The organism is Paenibacillus woosongensis, assembly GCF_009725165.1.
Taxonomy (GTDB): Bacteria; Bacillota; Bacilli; order Paenibacillales; family Paenibacillaceae; genus Fontibacillus; species Fontibacillus woosongensis.
This window is the reverse complement of the sequence record NZ_WNZW01000001.1, coordinates 1,118,531-1,137,327: the sequence shown is the minus strand read 5'-3', so window position 1 is coordinate 1,137,327 and position 18,797 is coordinate 1,118,531. Positions and strand designations below refer to the sequence as shown.

Annotated in this window: 13 protein-coding genes; 12 read left to right on the top strand and 1 reads right to left on the bottom strand. The window is 47.5% G+C overall.

The features are described from left to right. The first annotated feature begins 40 nt into the window (after positions 1 to 40). From GNP95_RS05345 to GNP95_RS05320, 6 genes are read left to right on the top strand one after another with little or no spacing between them, the layout of a single operon-like run. A complete protein-coding gene (locus GNP95_RS05345; RefSeq protein WP_230873665.1) occupies positions 41 to 1,519 on the top strand; it encodes a sugar ABC transporter ATP-binding protein in 1,479 nt (492 codons plus the stop codon). After that, entirely contained in the window at positions 1,500 to 2,483 is a 984-nt protein-coding gene (locus tag GNP95_RS05340) for an ABC transporter permease (RefSeq protein WP_155609802.1), read from the top strand. Before GNP95_RS05345 ends, GNP95_RS05340 begins: the two co-directional genes overlap by 20 nt. A gap of 18 nt (positions 2,484 to 2,501) precedes the next feature. Continuing rightward, on the top strand, positions 2,502 to 3,659 hold the full coding sequence (locus tag GNP95_RS05335) for a Gfo/Idh/MocA family protein (RefSeq protein ID WP_155609801.1): 1,158 nt from the start codon (positions 2,502 to 2,504) through the stop codon (positions 3,657 to 3,659). Positions 3,660 to 3,671: 12 nt separating this feature from the next. Continuing rightward, entirely contained in the window at positions 3,672 to 4,640 is a 969-nt protein-coding gene (locus tag GNP95_RS05330) for a sugar phosphate isomerase/epimerase family protein (RefSeq protein WP_155609800.1), read from the top strand. Positions 4,641 to 4,666: 26 nt separating this feature from the next. Then, positions 4,667 to 5,716 carry a zinc-dependent alcohol dehydrogenase family protein gene (locus GNP95_RS05325; protein WP_230873664.1) on the top strand — a complete coding sequence of 350 codons (1,050 nt, stop codon included), beginning with the start codon at positions 4,667 to 4,669 and terminating at the stop codon, positions 5,714 to 5,716. Positions 5,717 to 5,742: 26 nt separating this feature from the next. Continuing rightward, positions 5,743 to 6,588, top strand: a complete 846-nt coding sequence (locus GNP95_RS05320; RefSeq protein WP_155609799.1) for a sugar phosphate isomerase/epimerase family protein — start codon at positions 5,743 to 5,745, stop codon at positions 6,586 to 6,588. Positions 6,589 to 6,736: 148 nt separating this feature from the next. Here GNP95_RS05320 and glf read toward each other — a convergent pair whose 3' ends face one another. Then, positions 6,737 to 7,840, bottom strand: coding sequence for a UDP-galactopyranose mutase (gene glf, locus GNP95_RS05315; RefSeq protein WP_155609798.1), 1,104 nt, complete (start codon positions 7,838 to 7,840; stop codon positions 6,737 to 6,739). A 213-nt stretch (positions 7,841 to 8,053) separates the two neighbouring features. Between glf and GNP95_RS05310 the strand changes: the two genes are divergently transcribed. The 6 genes from GNP95_RS05310 (at position 8,054) to GNP95_RS05285 (ending at position 18,749) form a co-directional block, all read left to right on the top strand. Further along, entirely contained in the window at positions 8,054 to 8,935 is an 882-nt protein-coding gene (locus tag GNP95_RS05310) for a LysR family transcriptional regulator (protein WP_155609797.1), read from the top strand. Positions 8,936 to 9,162: 227 nt separating this feature from the next. Next, positions 9,163 to 11,988, top strand: a complete 2,826-nt coding sequence (locus GNP95_RS05305; protein ID WP_230873715.1) for a glycoside hydrolase family 3 N-terminal domain-containing protein — start codon at positions 9,163 to 9,165, stop codon at positions 11,986 to 11,988. A 73-nt stretch (positions 11,989 to 12,061) separates the two neighbouring features. Then, a complete protein-coding gene (locus tag GNP95_RS05300) occupies positions 12,062 to 14,485 on the top strand; it encodes a beta-glucosidase family protein (RefSeq protein ID WP_155609795.1) in 2,424 nt (807 codons plus the stop codon). Between the two features lie 30 nt (positions 14,486 to 14,515). Beyond that, positions 14,516 to 15,121: a hypothetical protein gene (locus tag GNP95_RS05295; protein WP_155609794.1), complete on the top strand. Its 606-nt coding sequence runs from the start codon at positions 14,516 to 14,518 to the stop codon at positions 15,119 to 15,121. A gap of 12 nt (positions 15,122 to 15,133) precedes the next feature. After that, positions 15,134 to 16,150: a glycosyltransferase family 2 protein gene (locus GNP95_RS05290; RefSeq protein ID WP_155609793.1), complete on the top strand. Its 1,017-nt coding sequence runs from the start codon at positions 15,134 to 15,136 to the stop codon at positions 16,148 to 16,150. 163 nt (positions 16,151 to 16,313) lie between these two features. After that, the gene (locus GNP95_RS05285; protein WP_155609792.1) at positions 16,314 to 18,749 is read left to right on the top strand and encodes a beta-glucosidase family protein; all 2,436 of its coding nucleotides are present in this window, start codon (positions 16,314 to 16,316) and stop codon (positions 18,747 to 18,749) included. The last annotated feature ends 48 nt before the right edge of the window (positions 18,750 to 18,797 follow it).

Sequence of the window (18,797 nt, the reverse complement as noted above, 5' to 3'; positions counted from 1 at the left end):
AAGAAGAAGGTGAATCAACTTGACTCAACCCATGCTAGAAATGAAAAACATAGTTAAGGCATTTAACGGGATTACGGTACTTGATAACGTCAGTTTTTCAGTTGAAAAGGGTGAGGTCCATGCATTAATGGGCGGGAATGGCGCAGGAAAATCAACGCTCATGAAAATATTGACCGGAGTGTATACCGCAGACCAAGGGGAAATCGTGATCGAAGGCAAGCCGGTTGTGATTCGAAATGATGCTGATGCAAGAGCGAATAAAATCTCTATGATTTTTCAAGAATTTAGCTTAATTCCGACGTTAACAGTTGCGCAAAATATCTTTCTAACCAGAGAGTCCAAGACAAAAGCAGGGTTCATAGATGATAAGAGCTGCGAAATAAAAACACAAGAATTGTTAAATGAACTTGGAGTCAGCATGAAGCCGACCGATGTCGTACAGGATCTTGGCGTAGGTTATTGGCAAATGACAGAGATCGCCAAGGCGTTGTCACAGGATGCCAAAATTATTGTTATGGACGAGCCTACCTCGTCGCTTACGAAATCGGAAACAAAAATTCTCTTTGAATTTATCGATAGATTGAAAACCAAAGGTTACTCCATTATTTACATTTCCCATCGCATGGAGGAAATCTTTCAAATTTGCGATCGCATAACGATTTTACGAGATGGAAAGTATATCGCAACTGAAAAATGCTCTGAGACCGATATGAATCAAATTATTTCACACATTGTCGGAATGGAATTCAACAAGGCGTTCGAATGGAAAGAGCGTTATTACGATCGTGAGGCCCCGCCGGTCATCGAGGTAAAAAATTTAAATGCCGGCAGCAAGGTAAAAAATGTCTCATTTTCGATTCAACCGGGAGAGATCGTTGGAATCGCCGGATTGATGGGCAGCGGGAGAACAGAGCTTTTGAGGACTTTATTTGGCGTAGATCCGATCGCTAGCGGAGAAATTCAAATGTTCGGACACAAAGTTGAAATCGCTTCGCCAAGGGATGCTATGAATGAAGGGATTGCGCTGATTCCGGAGGATCGAAGATTGCAAGGCTTAATTCTGCAGCACAATGTGAAAGAGAATATGATGGTTCCTATTCTAGCTAAGCTGTCACGAGGCTTGGTTATAAATAACAAGCTGGCAAACGAAATTAGCGAGAAGTTCGTGAAAAAATTGAATATAAAAACGGATCACATTTTTAAACAGGTTAATTTGTTATCCGGCGGGAACCAGCAGAAGGTTGTACTGTCCAAATGGCTGGCTAACGAACCCAACGTATTGTTATTGGATGAGCCGACGATAGGGGTTGATATCGCGGCCAAAACAGAAATCATCGAAATCATTCGCGAATTAGCCGATGCCGGAAAAGCAGTGCTGGTTGTATCCTCTGAATTACAAGAGCTACTGGCTGTAAGCGACCGGATACTGATCATACACGATGGAACGATCACACGTGAAATGAACAGACAAGAAGTTACTTCTGAGGAGGAATTACAATATGCAATCCAAGGATATTAATACACCAAGCGTATCAATCTTATCTGCCCTGAAAAAGTTTGCTTGGCGTAATTATATCGTTTACATCGCTTTTATAGCCGTGTTTATTTACTTTTCTATTTCATTATTCGATGAAGGGTTTTTAACGACGAATAATCTCCTCAATATTATTCGCCAAACGGCTACGATTTCATTGATGGGCTTAGCGATGACTTTTGTAATTAGCACAGGTGAAATCGATTTGTCCGTCGGTGCCGTTACGGCGTTGTCTTCATTAGCTGGTGCATTGGCTTTGCAATCGGGATGGGGGATTATTGGCGCATTAGTAGCGGGAGTTGGCGTAGGCTGTATCGTCGGTTTCATTAACGGCTTGCTTGTAACAAGAGTGGCCATACCTTCTTTTCTGGCGACGTTAGGTTCGATGATGGCCGTACAGGGCTTATCCATGTGGGTAACGAAAACTGCGCCTGTACCGATTGTTAATCAAACCTTTAATTTCATTTTTGGCTCCGGAGATATCGGTCCTGTTCCGGTGTTATTGATTTGGACGCTTGTATTTACGGTGATCGCCCATTTCTTACTTCGAAAAACGACTTACGGTCGGCAAGTACTGGCAACAGGCGGTAATGAGAACGCTGCAAGACTATCGGGCGTCAATACGAAGAGGATTAAATTGCTGGCTTTTTTAGGTACTGGAGCTATGGCAGGCTTAGCAGGCTTACTATATGCAGGAAGAATGAACGCAGGCCGTTTCTCTTTTGGTGAAGGCGATGAACTATCCGTCATTGCGGCAGTTATTCTTGGCGGCACCAGTTTGTTTGGCGGTGTCGGCACCGTCATTGGAACCTTGGTTGGCGCAATTATGATCGGTACGATCAGTAACGGCCTGATTATTATGGGGCTGGATGTCAGTCAGCAAATGATGATTAAAGGTTTGATTATTATCCTGGCAGTAGCATTCGGTAAAAAGACAATCAAAAAATAGTACAGGGGAGGAGAGCTCATGGGGAACAAAATTAAGGCAGGGATAGTTGGCACAGGATTCATTGGGCCTGCTCATATCGAAGCAATACGAAGATTAGGGTTTGTTGAGGTTATTGCGCTAGCTGATTCTGACATGGAAAACGCTCGGAAAAAAGCAGACGAGCTGCATATACCTTTAGCCTATGGAAACTATCAGGACATGCTGAACAATGATGATATTCAAGTGATTCATAACTGCACGCCGAATCATTTGCATTTTGAAATCAATAAGGCAGCTATTGTCGCGGGCAAGCATATTTTGTCCGAGAAGCCGTTAGCTGTGAGCAGCGAGGAATCGGGAGAATTGTTGAAGTTGGCCAAGCAGCATCAAGTTGTCCATGGCGTAAATTTTAATTATCGACAATACCCCATGATGAAGCAGCTCAATCAGATGATTAAAGAGGATGAATTGGGCGATCTATATCTAGTTCATGGCAGCTATCTGCAGGATTGGATGCTCTATGATACGGACTTTAACTGGAGACTGCTGGGGAATCTTGGAGGTCAATCAAGGGCATTGGCAGATATCGGCTCTCATTGGTGCGACACCGTTCAATATGTTACGGGTAAAAAAATAGCTAAGGTTTTTGCAGATTTGTGGACCGTACACCCTGTTCGAAAAAGAGTGAAGGGTTCATCTTTAACCTTTGCTAAGCAGCAGCAGGCTGAGGAATACGATGAAATTCCTGTATCGACCGAGGATTACGCTTCGGTATTGATCAGATTTGAGGACGGCAGCAGAGGCGTATTTACAGTATCTCAGGTAAGTGCAGGGAGAAAAAATGCACTCAGCTTCGAAATCAACGGCAGCAAAAAATCGGTATATTGGCAGCAGGAAAATCCTGCGCAGATGTGGATCGGCTACCGGGATCAACCGAACGAAAGCTTGATTGCCGATCCTGCGTTGTTCCTGCAGGAGGCAAGAGGATCGATTCATCATCCGGGCGGCCATGGAGAAGGCTGGCCAGATGCGATGAAAAATGGAATGCTTCATTTTTATCGGTTTATTTATGAAGGTAAATCGCTGTCGTTGGATAAACCTGAGTTTGCGACTTTTGAGGATGGGCATCGCTCCATGTGTGTTACGGAAGCTATTTTAAAAAGCTATCAGACTCAACAATGGGTGGACGTCAATTAAGGAGAATTAACAATGAAAATAGGCGTATTTACAGTTCTATATCAGCACTTTCCGTTGGAAGAAATGCTGGATAAGGTTGCATCTATGGGAATTGAAGCTATCGAAATCGGAACGGGAAATTTTCCTGGAGATAGTCACTGTAACCCTGAAGCATTGCTGGAAAATAAGTCGACATTGCTTAGTTTTCAACGTGCCATTGAAAAACGGAGTTTAAAAATAAGTGCTCTAAGCTGTCATGGTAACCCTTTACATCCCAATAAAGCTGCTGCCCAAGCGGCACATCATGTTTGGCAGCAAACGGTTAAGCTTGCGGAACTGCTGAATGTTCCGGTTGTCAACACATTCTCTGGCTGTCCAGGAGACCATGAATTTGCCAAATTTCCGAATTGGGTAACATGCTCATGGCCGCCTGAGTACATGGAAGTTCTGAATTGGCAATGGAACGATAAGGTGATTCCTTATTGGAAGGACGCAGCGAGCTTTGCTCGTCAGCATCATGTAAAAATCGCATTGGAAATGCATCCGGGTTTTGTTGTTTACAATCCTGATACTTTACTGAAGCTTAGGGAGCATGCAGGCGAAGAAATTGGGGCGAATTTTGATCCAAGTCATCTGGTATGGCAAGGGATTGACCCGGTCGTTGCCATTAAGCAGTTGGGATCAAAAAAGGCGATCTTCCATGTTCATGCGAAGGATACCTGGCTTGACCAAGAAAATATCGCAAAAAATGGTGTTTTGGATACGAAGCATTACAGCGATATCGTAAATCGTTCATGGACCTTCCGCTCGGTTGGTTACGGAATGGATACGAAAATATGGAAGGACATGCTCAGCATGTTAAGAGCTGTAGGTTACGATGATGTTGTTTCAATAGAGCATGAAGATATGCTTGTTTCGATTGACGAGGGATTAGGCAAGGCTGTAGAAACGTTGAAGCAGAGCAGATTTAAGGAAGAGCTTGGACAAATGTGGTGGGCATAAACATTTAAAGAAAAGAGGAGATCCATATGACAACAAATCAATCAACCATGAAGGCAGCTGTATTCCCAGGGAATAAGGTCGTTGAAATCAAGCAATTTCCAATCCCGACACCTGGGCCGAGAGAAGTTTTGATTGAAATGAAAGCTTCTGCCATTTGTCGCAGCGATATGAGCTTATATTATGGACAACAAGGGGTTGTAGGATCCGGTGATCATACTGGACCGATTATTCCCGGGCATGAGCCTGCCGGGCAAATTGTTCAGATCGGTGATGGAGTTACGCGCTTTCAGGTTGGAGACCGCGTGGCGGCATATCTGGCGGTTGGCTGTGGCGAGTGCGCACATTGCAGGAACGGTTATCGCATGTTTTGTAAAGAGTGGAAATGCATCGGCTTTGATTTGCATGGTGGCGATGCTGACTATCTTGTTATCCCGGAAGATAACTGCATGAGAATACCGGATGAGATGGACTATGTTACGGCTGCTGTTTCTACGGATGCAGTTGGAACCTTGTATCATGCCCAAAAGAGATTAGGAATTAACGGTCGAGACACGGTTGTGATTTTTGGCTTGGGGCCTATGGGCGGAGCTGGCGTCATGGTTGCCAAGGGCTTGGGTGCACGGGTAATCGCTGTCGATTTGCTGGATCAGCGCCTGGAGGTTGCTAAAGAGCTGGGAGCGGATTATGTGATTAACAGCAATGATGATGTATTGGCGCGTATTCATGAAATTACAGGCAATAGAGGCGTGGATGCTGCGATCGATTGCTCTGGAAGCCCCATTGCCCAGAATGTAGCATTAGACAGCTTGAGACAGCATGGCCGTGCCGCTTTCGTTGGAGAAGGAAGGGAATTGACGATCAATCCAAGTGTTCAATTTATTCGGAAACAAATTACATTGATCGGCTCCTGGTATTTTCCGATTTATGAATATGACGAAATTGCCCAATTCATTATTGACAAGAAGCTTCCAGTCCATAAATTAGTGTCTCATACCTTCCCTCTGGATGAAGCGGCAACAGCCTTTAAAATGTTTGATGAAAGAAAAACAGAAAAAGCGGTATTTGTTTGGGAATAAATAAACCAGTCAAGGAGTGATCACGAATGAAGGGAATATCATTTAACACATGGGTGTACGGCAGCTTTCCGACTTGGGTCCCAGCTTATCCGCTAGAAGAAGTGATTCGAAGATTGTCCTCATTCGGATATGATGGAATCGAGATTGGATGTGCAAGCCCCCATGCATGGCCGGAAAGTGTAACAAAGGACAGAAGACAAGCTATATTAAAGCTGCTCAAGGAGCAAAATTTAAAGGTTTCCTCCATGTTGCCTGCTCCAGGCGGCGGTCCCGGGAACAATCCGTGCTCTCCCATTTTGGAAGAGCGTCAGTACGCGGTTAAGCATTATAAAGAAGTTCTACAGCTTGCTCATGATTGGGAATGTCCGACGGTAATGTATATTGCGGGCTGGGTCATCCATGGCACGAAGCAAACGGATGCGTGGCAGTATAGCTTGGAGAACTTAATTGATATCGCCGAATATGCCAAAGAGCTGGGGATTACCATGGTCGTTGAACCAACGCCTTCAGATAGCAACTTGATCGAAACGGCTGACGATGCTTTATTGTTATCCGAGCAGACAGGCTTAAGTAATGTGAAAGTCATGTTTGATACGTATCATGCTCTTTACCGCGGCGATGTCCCTAGCGATTACGTATACCGTATGGCTGAGAAACTGCATCACGTTCATATTTCGGATAATGACCGCTTGCCTCCTGGTCAAGGTTACGGGAATTTCGACAGCGTACTTCGGGCGCTCAAGGAAATTAACTATGATGGCTACCTGTCCATGGAAGTTGGTTTTCATTCAAGAAAATCAGATCCGGATTGGTATGCAAAGACGTCCATCGATTTCTTGAGAAAAAAAATGAAGGAAATCGGTTGGAAATAAAGTGACGATGTAATATTATTAACGCGTAAGAGTAGAGTTGCCTTTTGGAAGGGTGGCTCTACTCTTTTTTGACATACATAAAGCCCAGTATTTCTATATTCAATTGTACTGAACGCGGAACGGACACTATACATTCATTCCAACTCCATTACTCCCCAAACTCCCGGTTCACCTCCGTTAGAGCCGCGCCGATGACCTGGTGCATATCGTAGTACTTGTAAGTAGCGAGGCGCCCCCCGAAGATGATGCGTTGCTCGCTGTCGGCAAGCGCTTTGTATTTCTTGTAGATTTCATTGTTTTTATCGTCGTTGATCGGATAATAGGGCTCGTCGCCTGGCTTCCATTCTGTCGGGTACTCCTCCGTGATGACCGTTTTGTCCTGCGTACCGAAATCGAAATGCTTGTGCTCGATAATCCGCGTATATGGCGTCTCCGGGTCCGTGTAATTGACGACGGCATTGCCTTGGTAGTTAGCCGTATCGTGCAGCACCTTCGTTTCAAATTGCAGGCTGCGGTATTCGAGCACGCCGTATGCGTAATTGTAATATTGGTCGATCATGCCGGTATACACGATTTTTTGGGCTGAGTGGAGCCATTCTTCTTTACGGTCAAAGAAATCGACATTCAGCTTGACCTCGATGCCTTCCAGCATCTTCTCGATGATCGTCCCATAACCTCCGATCGGAATGCCCTGGTAACGGTCATTGAAATAGTTGTTGTCATAGGTAAAGCGGACGGGGAGCCGTTTGATGATGAAGGAAGGCAGGTCTTTGGCCGATCTTCCCCACTGCTTCTCGGTATAGCCTTTAATCAGTTTCTCGTAGATATCGGTTCCGACAAGCGAAATCGCTTGTTCCTCCAGGTTTCTTGGCTCGGTGATGCCGGCGGCCTGCCTTTGCTCCTCGATTTTGAGCTTGGCTTCGTCCGGGGTGACGACGCCCCACAGTTTATTGAAGGTGTACATGTTGAAGGGCAGATTATACAATTCGCCTTTATAATTGGCGATCGGTGAATTGGTGAACCGGTTGAATTCAGCGAATTGATTCACATAATCCCAAATGGCTTTGCTGTTTGTGTGGAAAATATGAGCCCCGTACTTGTGCACGTGGATGCCCTCGATTTCTTCGGTATACACGTTTCCGCCAATATGGTCTCTTTTGTCGATGACAAGGCATTTCTTGCCTCTCTTGTTCGCTTCATAGGCGAAGACGGCCCCGAACAGACCTGCGCCCACCACTAAATAATCATACATGTCCATACTCCCTTGATCGATCGTTATTTCACATCTTAGCATAAATCGCTGGCCGTGAACTACAGCTTGGCCGAACAAGGGAAGGGATTGCTATAAAGTAAAGTATGCTATACTATCAATGCAATTGGGTCTGGTAGAATGACCCTGATCTAGGCGTAAATTCAGCACAGCTACCTTTGGCTAAGGGGTGTCCGGAAATAGGGGGTTAGCCGATTGAACACAGAGGCATTGGAATATTTCATCAAGGTATATGAGAAAAACAGTGTTACAGCGGCGGCGAAAGACCTGTTTATTACCCCTCAGGGAGTAAGCAAGACCATCAGGCAGCTGGAGATGGAGCTGGAAGCTGAATTATTCTACAGAAGCTCTCGCGGCATGGAAGCAACCAAAGCGGGCGAGCTCCTATACGCCAGGGCTAAACATATTCATTATTTGATTGAGGATATCAAGAAGGAAATCAGCATTATCAGCGGAAAAAAAGGCAGCCTGAACGTAGTGATTACATATTCCATAACATCGATACTACCGGTGGATTTTTTATATGATTTCTCTAAACAATATCCTGATATTCAAATCAAGCTGAAAGAGTATCCCGATGAATATCCGTTAACCCAAATATTCCAGGAGGAAGTGGACGTCGGCTTGGTCATTGGGACGGAAGACATCGAGAATTGCGAATTTGAATTGATTGCCGAAGGCCAAGTTGTGGTCGTCGCCTCGAAGAGCCATCCATTAGCCAGCAAACAAGAAATTTCAGTCACCGAGCTGGATAACGAAACTTTGGTCATAAAGACGGCAGGCGAAGGGAAGGAAAACGGTTTTATCGAGAAATGCCTTGAACAGGGCTTCTCGCCCCATGTCATGCATGAATTCGGCAATATTATCTCCGCCCATCGATTATGCGAGAGAAATGGGGCCGTGGCCGTTTCTATTGATTTTGTGGAGGAGTCGCTCAAGAATGATAACTTAAAGCTGATTAGACTGAAGGAGAAGATTCCGCAGGATATTTATCTGGTTTCTAGAAAGAGAAGTATCCAGTCTAAAGCAGTGGCCTTATTTCAAAGATACGTCAAGGATCGATGCAAGTCGTTTTGATGGGAGAAGCCTTCCGTCAGGACGGCTTTTTTTAGTAGTCAACTAAAAGTTGCCGCCCCTTAACGTTTGGTTGATTCTATATTCATTCTGTTTACGTTAAGCTTACATTGCAGTCAACATGAACGCTCATCCATGATTTGCGGCTCATGAAAGCGTTTCAAACTAACTAGATAATGGGGGCAAGAAAGTTTATGTCTGGTAAATCGAAAAAAAGGTTCCGTGTGATTATGAGTTCTCTGCTGGTACTCGTATTGCTTATCGGCACAGGGGCTAACATTGCACTGGCCTACTACTCGGATGTCATTACGGCTTATTTTTCCAAAATCGATATCACGACGCCGGAAGCGCAACAAGCGCGGGCTAACTCAGAAGTGGTGTCGGAGCTGATCACGGATGAAGGGATCGTTCTCCTCCAGAATCATGACAGCATGCTGCCGATGACGGCGAACAAGAAAGTCAATGTTTTCGGATGGAGCTTTACGGCGCCTGTATACCTGGGCTCTGGTTCCGGTGCGGCAGACTCATCCACGGCTGTAACGCCAAAGGCGGGTCTGGAAGCAGCCGGATTTGAGATCAACGAGCAATTATATAACGATTACGTAGCAACAGGCCTGGAAAGACCCATATCGGGAATTGAGGGATATGACTGGACGATTCCAGAACCCGTAGCTTCCGAGTTCTATACCGAGGAAAGAATGAAGCAGGCCACCGAGTTCTCGGATACAGCGATCATCTTCCTTGCCCGTGCAGGGGGAGAGGGGACCGACCTTCCGGCGGTCTTGGACGGTCCGGATACCTATGATCCGAATGGAACGACGATGGGACCTAGCGGTGAACGTTTCGGGAATTCTGACGATCTGGATCCTAATAAGCATTACCTGGAGCTGTCCAATCGGGAGCTTGGCATGATCGACGCGGTTACAAAGCATTTTGACAAAATCATCGTCATCGTGAACGGCTCGAATACGTTTGAACTGGATTGGATCAAAAAATACGACCAAATCAAGAGCATTGTGACGGTCGCTGGACCGGGACAAAAAGGTTTTGCTTCACTTGGCAAAATTCTAGCGGGACAGCTCAATCCGTCAGGCAAGACGGTGGACTTGTTCGCGACAGATATGCTTGATGCGCCGGCAATGAAGAATTTTGGCGATTTGCGCTATGTCCTGGATAACGGTGATGGTACATATGCTTTGGCCGTAGATAAAAACAACGTTCCGCTGACTTACGTCAACTACACCGAGGGGATTTATGTAGGCTATCGCTACTACGAGACTGCAGCGGCTGAAGGGGCGATCAACTATGACGAGAAGGTCATGTTCCCGTTCGGACATGGTTTAAGCTACACGACCTTCGAACAAGAGGTTGTTCCGGACAGCTTGAAGTGGAATGATACGGACATTTCGGTTGACATCAAAGTGACGAATACAGGCTCCATGGAAGGAAAGGAAGTTGTACAGCTCTACTATTCCGCACCTTACACTGGAAAAATTGAAAAGTCTTCTGTCGAGCTAGCTGCTTTTGCGAAGACAGGTGTAATTCAGCCGGGCGATTCGGAGACGTTGACCCTGACTTTTAAAGTAGAAGATATGGCTTCCTATGATTATGCTAAAGTCTTCAGCCCAACTGGCTCTTATGTTCTTGAAGCAGGCGAATATAAGCTCATGCTTATGAAGAACTCGCATGACAAAATCGCTGATGTAGGTTCGAAGAACTTGACGGAAGTGGTGTTTGACCAGAACGGCCGTTCTTCGGATCAGCAAGTAGCGGTCAATCAATTTGATGATCTGGTCACCGGGGAGGGCAGCATTCCAGCATACCTGTCCCGGGCAAATGGTTTTGCGAATATGGATGTCCTGAACACCAATGAAGTCCTTCAAGCGAAGAACGCTGATGGCGCTGTAGAGGAAGTCAAAGGTACGGTTGTGAACGCTGCATTCGTCGACTATGTGAACAGCAAGCGCTACGACATTCCTGCGGACGAGCAGCAGAGCGCGCCGACGACGGGAGCAGATCATGGAAAGACGTTAAAGGATTACGTCGGTGTCGATTATGAGGATGCCAGCTGGAACGAGTTGCTGGATCAGTTGTCAGTCCATGACCTGGTTTCGATCGGGACGCTTGGCGGTTATCGTACCGTCGAAGTGGCATCTGTCGGCAAACCGGCAACCACAGACTATGATGGACCAGCGGGCATTAGCGCACTTTTGTCCAAGAATCCGATGTCGGGAATCGCCTTCCCTTCAGAGACGATGCTTGGACAAACCTGGAACCTGGAGCTTGTCGAGATGATGGGCGATGCCGTAGGCGCAGAAGCGAAAGCATACGGAGTAAGCGGCTGGTATGCACCAGGCGTTAACATCCATCGCACCGCATTCTCCGGCAGAAACTTCGAATATTATTCCGAGGACGCTCTTCTTTCCGGCAAGATGGCCGCCGCTGTGACTAAGGGCTACCAAAGCCATGGCGGATTCGTCTACATGAAGCACTTTGCGTTAAATGATCAGGAGAAAAATCGTACACTAGGCGTTCTAACCTGGAGCAACGAACAAGCGATCCGCGAAATCTACCTGAAGGCATTTGAATATGCGGTGAAGGAAGGAGGCGCGAAAGGGGCGATGTCCGCATTCAACAGCATTGGACATACCTGGGCAGGTGCGAGCCCGGCCCTGATGAAAGAAGTGCTTCGCAACGAATGGGGCTTCAAGGGGATCGTCAATACAGACTTCTTTATTGGTCCTTCTTATCCTTATATGACCGCTGAACTTGCCTTCCGTGCAGGTAACGATATCCTTCTTACCGGGGTTGCACCGTACGGCGTACCAGAAGTCAACGCCAAGAGCAATGATACATTATGGGCCATGAGAGACAACGCGCACAACGTGCTGTACACCGTAGCGAACAGCAACGGAATGGAGAACGGGATGAGCACGGATTTGGCGAACTGGGTGAAAATTACGATTGCAGTAGATATCCTTATCGTGATCGGTGTTGCTGCCGGCTTCTTCTTCTTATTCCGCAAACGCAAACCGGCTGCTGCGGCAGCAGCTTAAATTATAGAACAAATTGATAAAAACACTTTGGCGGTACTCTTCAGGGTACCGCCAAAAACAAAAGGAAGAGACCATGAAACATACTGAACTTATAAAGAAAATGACGCTGGAAGAAAAAGCATCTTTGATGTCGGGAAAAGACTTCTGGCAGACGCAAAATATTGATCGACTCGGCATTCCTAGCATATTCCTTGCAGATGGCCCGCACGGCATCCGCAAGCAGCAGGCCGCAGCCGATCATTTAGGGTTGAATGAGAGTATCCCTGCGACATGCTTCCCAACGGCGGCTGCAGTGGCAAACAGCTGGAACGTGGAGTTAGGAGAACGAATCGGAAATTACCTTGGCAAGGAAGCCGTTGCCCAGAAAGTCAACGTGCTGCTCGGCCCGGGGGTCAATATGAAGCGCAGCCCCCTGTGCGGAAGAAACTTTGAGTATTTTAGCGAAGATCCCTATCATGCCGGCAAAATGGCTGCAGGGTATATCCGGGGAATTCAATCGCAAGGCATATCGGCTTGCGTAAAGCATTTTGCCGCGAACAACCAGGAAGAAAGACGGATGTCGATCGATACGATCGTAGATGAGAGAACGCTAAGGGAAATTTATCTGACGGCTTTTGAGATTGCGGTTGCGGAAGGCAATACGAAGACCGTCATGTCTTCTTACAATAAGCTGAATGGCGAATATACGAATGAGAATTTGCACTTGATGCGGGAAATCCTCCGCGATGAATGGAATTTCGAAGGAGTTGTCGTCACCGATTGGGGCGGCAGCAACGACCGTGTGGCCGGATTGATCGCCGGCAATGAGCTTGAAATGCCAACAACGGCGGGAGAGACGAATGAAGACATTGTTCGGGCCGTACGCAGCGGTTTGCTGAAAGAGGAAGTATTGGACGAATGCGTCGACCGGCTGCTGGAGCTTATTTTTACGACAGAAGCAGTTTACGAGAAATCCCCGAGCAAAGGGTTCAATATGAAAGAGCATCACAGGGCAGCCCAGGAAGCGGCTGAGGAATCGATTGTGCTGCTGAAGAACGAAGGGGATATATTGCCGCTGCAGGCTGGCGTGAAAGTAGCAGTCATTGGGGATTTTGCGCAGCAAGCCAGATATCAGGGAGCAGGGTCATCGATCGTCAATCCGACGATACTGGATCATACCCTGAATTGCATCGAGGAATCGGGCATCGTTAGCATTGGATTTGAGCCTGGATTCGAGCGTTACGGAAGGAGAAACCAGCGGAAAATCGATAAGGCATGCGCCCTTGCCGAGAAGGCGGAAGTCGTTCTGCTGTACATGGGCTTGGATGAAGTAACGGAGGCGGAGGGGCTGGACAGGCAGGACATGAAAATCCCTCAGAACCAGATCGATCTGCTTCACGCCCTGCATAAAGTGAATTCGAATATTGTGGTCGTTCTCTCCTGCGGCTCTGCGGTAGAGATGCCATGGATTGATAAAGTGAAGGGACTGATCCACGGTTATTTAAGCGGTCAGGCAGGGGCAAAAGCCATTCTTCGTGTATTAACCGGCGAGGTGAATCCATCCGGTAAACTGGCGGAAACTTATCCTCTCCGTTATGAAGATACGCCGGCTTACCGTCATTTCCCGGGCAAGGAAGTAAGCGTGGAATACAGGGAAGGACTGTATATTGGCTATCGGTATTATGATACGGCGAATGTGGAGGTTCTTTTCCCGTTTGGCTATGGCCTCAGTTATACCACCTTTGAATACTCCGATATTCAGATTATCTCTGAAGGCGTGGCCTTCAAAATAACGAACACGGGAACCAGAGCCGGAGCAGAGGTGGCACAGCTTTACGTCGGCTGCAATTCAGCTGATATTTTCAGACCAAGGAAAGAACTAAAGGGATTCGCCAAAGTATCATTGCAAGCGGGCGAGTCAAGAACCGTGCTGATCCCTTTTGACGATAAAACATTCCGTTATTTCAATGTAAAGACGAATCGATGGGAAATCGAAGAAGCTCAGTATGAGATCATGATTGGCGCATCCAGCGCGGATATCCGGTTAAAGGGCATTCATGCTGTTGCAGGAACGAACGCTCCGCTGCCGTATGACAAGGAGAAGCTGCCATCGTATTACTCCGGACAGGCTGGCCATGTGAGCCAGGAGGAATTCGAGAGCCTGCTTGGGTACAAGGTTCCCGCAGCGTCCTGGGACCGTACGAAGCCGCTCGGCTACAACGATACGATTGCCCAATGCCAGTATGCCAGAAGCGCCTTTGCTAGATTCGCATTTCACATCATCTCGTTTGCCCATAGGTTTTTGTGGAAGATAGGCAAGCGGAGTACCGCCAATCTGATCATGATGTCTGTCTATCATATGCCGTTCAGGGGAATTGCGAGAATGACGGGCGGCATCGTGAATATGCCGATGCTGGACGGACTCCTGATGGTAGTCAACGGCCAGTTCTTCAAAGGCTTCCGGCATTTCTTCAGAGAGAGGGGCAAAATGCTGAAGGTCGCTAAACAGAACAATTAAGTCTTGCATCAGCGACAGAGGAGTGGGAAAATGAGTTCTAAAAAAAATATAGCCGGCCCGCTGGGGCTATGGGCCAGATACAAGGAGAAACACCCCAATATTGCGCAATTTCTTGTATTCTTTATACTAAGTAATGGAATCACCGTTTTGCAGCTTGTATTAATGCCTGTATTTAAGAGTCTGTTCGCCAAGACAGCGCTAGTAAACACCAGCTTCCAGGTGCTGCAGTTCGGGCATAACTTTGACGGTAGTGCCTATTATGTGTTCGATTATGCCGCAGGCTCCCTTACCACGGGCGGAGGAGGAGGCCTGGCCTACTTCCTCGCGGTGCAAATCACCCTGGCTATCGCCCAGATTATCAACTTCTTCGCTCAGCGGAGCATTACGTTCAAATCGAACAGCAACATCTGGCAGGCGGCATTCTGGTATGTCGTGGCTTATATTATCATTACGATTGGAGCGGCAGCGGCTCAGGGCTTCTACAAGGCGCCTATTTACAACTTGTTCATCAATACCTGGGAAATGGGCGCGGTAGGGGAAACGACGGCAGACGTCATTACGATGATTATTAACAGTGCGATTTCGTTTTGGGTATTCTTCCCGATTTTCAAAGTTATTTTCAAACAAAAATCATAGGGTAGTGTTAGCATGAAATTATTAACCGTAGCCATCCCTTGCTATAATTCGCAGGATTATATGAGATATTGCATTGAATCCCTTCTGCCAGGGGGGGAGGATGTCGAGCTGCTTATCGTCAATGATGGATCATCCGATCGCACAGCGATGATTGCCGATGAGTACGCCAGGCGTTATCCAACGATCGTTAAAGCGATCCACCAGGAGAACGGCGGACACGGAGAGGCGGTCAATGCCGGGCTCCGGAATGCAACGGGATTGTATTTCAAGGTCGTGGACAGCGATGATTGGGTAGATGTTAGGGCCTATCTAAAAATTTTGCAAACCTTGCAGAAGTTACAGAATGAAGACAAAATGGTAGATATGGCCATCAGTAATTTTGTTTATGAGAAGGAAGAAACCAGCTACAGAAAGATCATGAAGTATGGCGGAGTGCTCCCGGAAGGCAAAATTTTCACCTGGGAAGATGTAAAGCCTTTTCGCAAAGGCCAATATCTCCTGATGCATTCCATCATATACCGGACGCAAATGCTTAAGGATTGCGGTCTGGAGCTGCCTAAGCATACTTTCTATGTCGATAATTTATTCGTATATGTACCGCTCGTACATGTGAAGAAGATGATTTATATCAATGTCGATTTCTACAGATATTTCATTGGCCGGGAAGATCAGTCCGTGCAGGAGAGCATCATGATCAAGAGGATTGATCAGCAGCTCAATGTGAACAAATTGATGGTCAGGCAGGTAGACATGGACAGCATTCCCCATCCTAACCTCCGCCGCTATATGTTCGCTCATCTTGAGATTGTAACGGTAGTCTCGGCGATTCTGTTGATCCGTTCCGGGACAGCCGAGAACCTTATGAAGAAAAAAGAGCTGTGGAAGTTCATTAAGGATACGGATATCAAGCTGTATCAAGAGCTTAAGTACGGATTTATGGGCAGGCTGATCCATTTGCCGGGCCGAGCCGGCCGCCTGATTTCCGTAGGGGCATACAAAATATCGCAAAGACTAGTTGGGTTTAACTAACAGATAAAGCAGGAGCCTGAAGAGGCGTCCTGCTTTTTTAAGATATTAGTAATAGAGTCTTTCGCTATTTCCCGCACTTGGTGTGCTATAGAATGTGTATAGATAATATAGTAAAATATTTTACAGTACGTCATACCGTCCAATACACTGAAGAGGAATAGAGATGAAGTATAGAGAATTGATTGCGCAAATGACGTTGGAAGAGAAAGCTTCCTTAATGTCAGGCAAGGATTTCTGGCAAACGCAGGACATTAGCCGGCTGGGCATACCCAGCATATTTCTTGCCGATGGACCGCATGGCATCCGGAAGCAGGCAGCGGCGGCTGATAAGCTGGGCCTGAACGCCGGAGTTCCCGCAACCTGTTATCCGACGGCAGCGACGGTAGCTAACAGCTGGAATGTGGAGTTGGGGGAAAAGGTCGGAGAGTACTTGGGGGAAGAGGCGATCTCCCAGAAGGTCAACGTCCTGCTTGGCCCTGGCGTGAACATGAAGCGTAATCCCTTATGCGGAAGAAACTTCGAATACTTCAGCGAGGACCCTTATCTGGCCGGCAAGATGGCCGCCAGTTATATTAGAGGCATTCAGTCGCAGGGAATTTCCGCCTGCGTCAAGCATTTTGCCGTGAACAATCAAGAAGAGAGACGGATGTCCATCGACACGATCGTCGACGAAAGAACCCTGAGGGAAATTTATTTGACCGCCTTTGAAATTGCGGTAAAGGAAGGCCGGACGAAGTCAATCATGTCTTCCTACAATAAAATAAACGGTACATATGCAAATGAGAACATGCATGTAATGCAGGATATTTTGCGCGGCGAATGGGGCTACCAGGGCGTCGTCGTCACGGATTGGGGCGGCAGCAATGACCGGGTGTCAGGGCTTCTGGCCGGCAATGAACTGGAGATGCCGACGACGTCGGGGGAGACGGATCAAGAAATCATCGAAGCTGTTCGAAGCGGGAGAATTCCGGAAGAGGTTCTGGACGAATGCGCGGACCGGCTCCTTGACCTTATTTTTTCGACGGAGGCCGTATATCAGCGGCCCCGGCTGGAGTTCAATGTGGAGCAGCACCACCGGGTATCGCAGAAGGTCGCGGAGGAGTCCATCGTCCTGCTCAAGAACGAGGGGAACATCCTGCCGCTCAAATTCGGCAAGAAGGTAGCTGTTATCGGTGACTTTGCCAAGGATGCACGATATCAAGGGGCGGGGTCGTCGATCGTTAACCCCACGATTCTGGATCATACCTTGGATTGCTTCGAGGAGTCCGGTATCGTTAGCATCGGCTATGAGCCGGGCTTTGAGCGTTACGGCAAGAGGAATCCGCGCAAAATCGCCAAAGCCTGCGCTCTAGCAGAGAAAGCCGACGCCGTGCTGCTGTATCTCGGTCTGGATGAAGTGACGGAGGCCGATGGTCTAGACAGAAAGAGCATGCAAATTCCAGATAACCAGATCGACCTGCTTCACGCCTTGCATGAGGTGAATCCGAATATAATTGTGATTCTGTCCAGCGGCTCCGCGGTGGAAATGCCATGGATTGGCAAAGTGAAAGGGTTGCTGCATGGTTATTTGGGAGGCCAGGCAGGAGCGAGAGCTATCCTTCGGGTATTATCCGGCGATGTTAATCCTTCGGGCAAGCTGGCCGAGACGTATCCGCTTCGTTATGAGGATACTCCCTCTTTTCGCTATTTTCCGGGGAACGAATTGACGGTTGAATACCGGGAGAGCATGTATATCGGTTATCGTTACTACGATACGGCGGATGTGGATGTGCTGTTCCCCTTCGGATACGGCCTCAGTTATACTACCTTCGACTATTCGGATATTAAGGTCGGCAGGTCGGGGGTTACCTTCACATTAACCAACTCGGGTGAACGGGCCGGAATGGAGGTTGCGCAGCTGTACGTCGGTTGTAAGTCTAGCGATATATTTAGGCCGCGCAAAGAGCTGAAGGGCTTTGTTAAAGTATTTATCAATGCCGGCGAATCCAAGACGGTGACGATTCCTTTTGACGATAAGACATTTCGTTATTTCAATGTGAAGACCAATGCGTGGGAAGTCGAAGAAGCGGAATACACGATTATGGTTGGAGCATCCAGCGCAGATATCCGGTTGGCTGGTTATCTTCATGTGATGGGTACGGGGGCGCCCGCTCCTTATGACAAGGACAAGCTGCCGTCCTATTACTCTGGCCGGATCAGCGATGTCGGCGTTGCCGAATTTGAGCATCTGATCGGCCGGAAGGTGCCGGTGGCTACGTGGGACAGATCCAAGCCGCTGGGCTATAATGATACGATTGAACAATGCCAGTATGCGAAGGGCGCTGTTGCCAGACTGGCCTACCATTTGATTGTGTTCGCCTATTGGTTCCTGAGAAAAATCGGTAAACGAAGCACAGCGAATCTGATCATGATGTCCGTCTACCATACCCCGTTCAGGGGAATCGCCAGAATGACGGGCGGCGTGGTGAACATGGCTATGGTGGATGGCCTTCTGATGATCGTTAACGGCCGTTTCTTCAAGGGCTTGAGCCATTTTTTGAAGGAGCGAAGCCGTAAGGTGAAGGCGGAGAAGATGCGTTGGCAGAAGTTTGGGCAATAATACAGATCCTAGCAGCGGGCTATAGCCATAGCCCGTTGTTTTTTTATT

What these genes read in the sequence shown, in the direction of transcription:
- GNP95_RS05345 (WP_230873665.1), top strand. Translation starts at nt 41, where the DNA reads ATGAAAAACATAGTTAAGGCATTTAACGGGATTACGGTACTTGATAAC.
- GNP95_RS05340 (WP_155609802.1), top strand. Translation starts at nt 1,500, where the DNA reads ATGCAATCCAAGGATATTAATACACCAAGCGTATCAATCTTATCTGCC.
- GNP95_RS05335 (WP_155609801.1), top strand. Translation starts at nt 2,502, where the DNA reads ATGGGGAACAAAATTAAGGCAGGGATAGTTGGCACAGGATTCATTGGG.
- GNP95_RS05330 (WP_155609800.1), top strand. Translation starts at nt 3,672, where the DNA reads ATGAAAATAGGCGTATTTACAGTTCTATATCAGCACTTTCCGTTGGAA.
- GNP95_RS05325 (WP_230873664.1), top strand. Translation starts at nt 4,667, where the DNA reads ATGACAACAAATCAATCAACCATGAAGGCAGCTGTATTCCCAGGGAAT.
- GNP95_RS05320 (WP_155609799.1), top strand. Translation starts at nt 5,743, where the DNA reads ATGAAGGGAATATCATTTAACACATGGGTGTACGGCAGCTTTCCGACT.
- glf (WP_155609798.1), bottom strand. Translation starts at nt 7,840, where the DNA reads ATGTATGATTATTTAGTGGTGGGCGCAGGTCTGTTCGGGGCCGTCTTC.
- GNP95_RS05305 (WP_230873715.1), top strand. Translation starts at nt 9,163, where the DNA reads ATGAGTTCTCTGCTGGTACTCGTATTGCTTATCGGCACAGGGGCTAAC.
- GNP95_RS05300 (WP_155609795.1), top strand. Translation starts at nt 12,062, where the DNA reads ATGAAACATACTGAACTTATAAAGAAAATGACGCTGGAAGAAAAAGCA.
- GNP95_RS05295 (WP_155609794.1), top strand. Translation starts at nt 14,516, where the DNA reads ATGAGTTCTAAAAAAAATATAGCCGGCCCGCTGGGGCTATGGGCCAGA.
- GNP95_RS05290 (WP_155609793.1), top strand. Translation starts at nt 15,134, where the DNA reads ATGAAATTATTAACCGTAGCCATCCCTTGCTATAATTCGCAGGATTAT.
- GNP95_RS05285 (WP_155609792.1), top strand. Translation starts at nt 16,314, where the DNA reads ATGAAGTATAGAGAATTGATTGCGCAAATGACGTTGGAAGAGAAAGCT.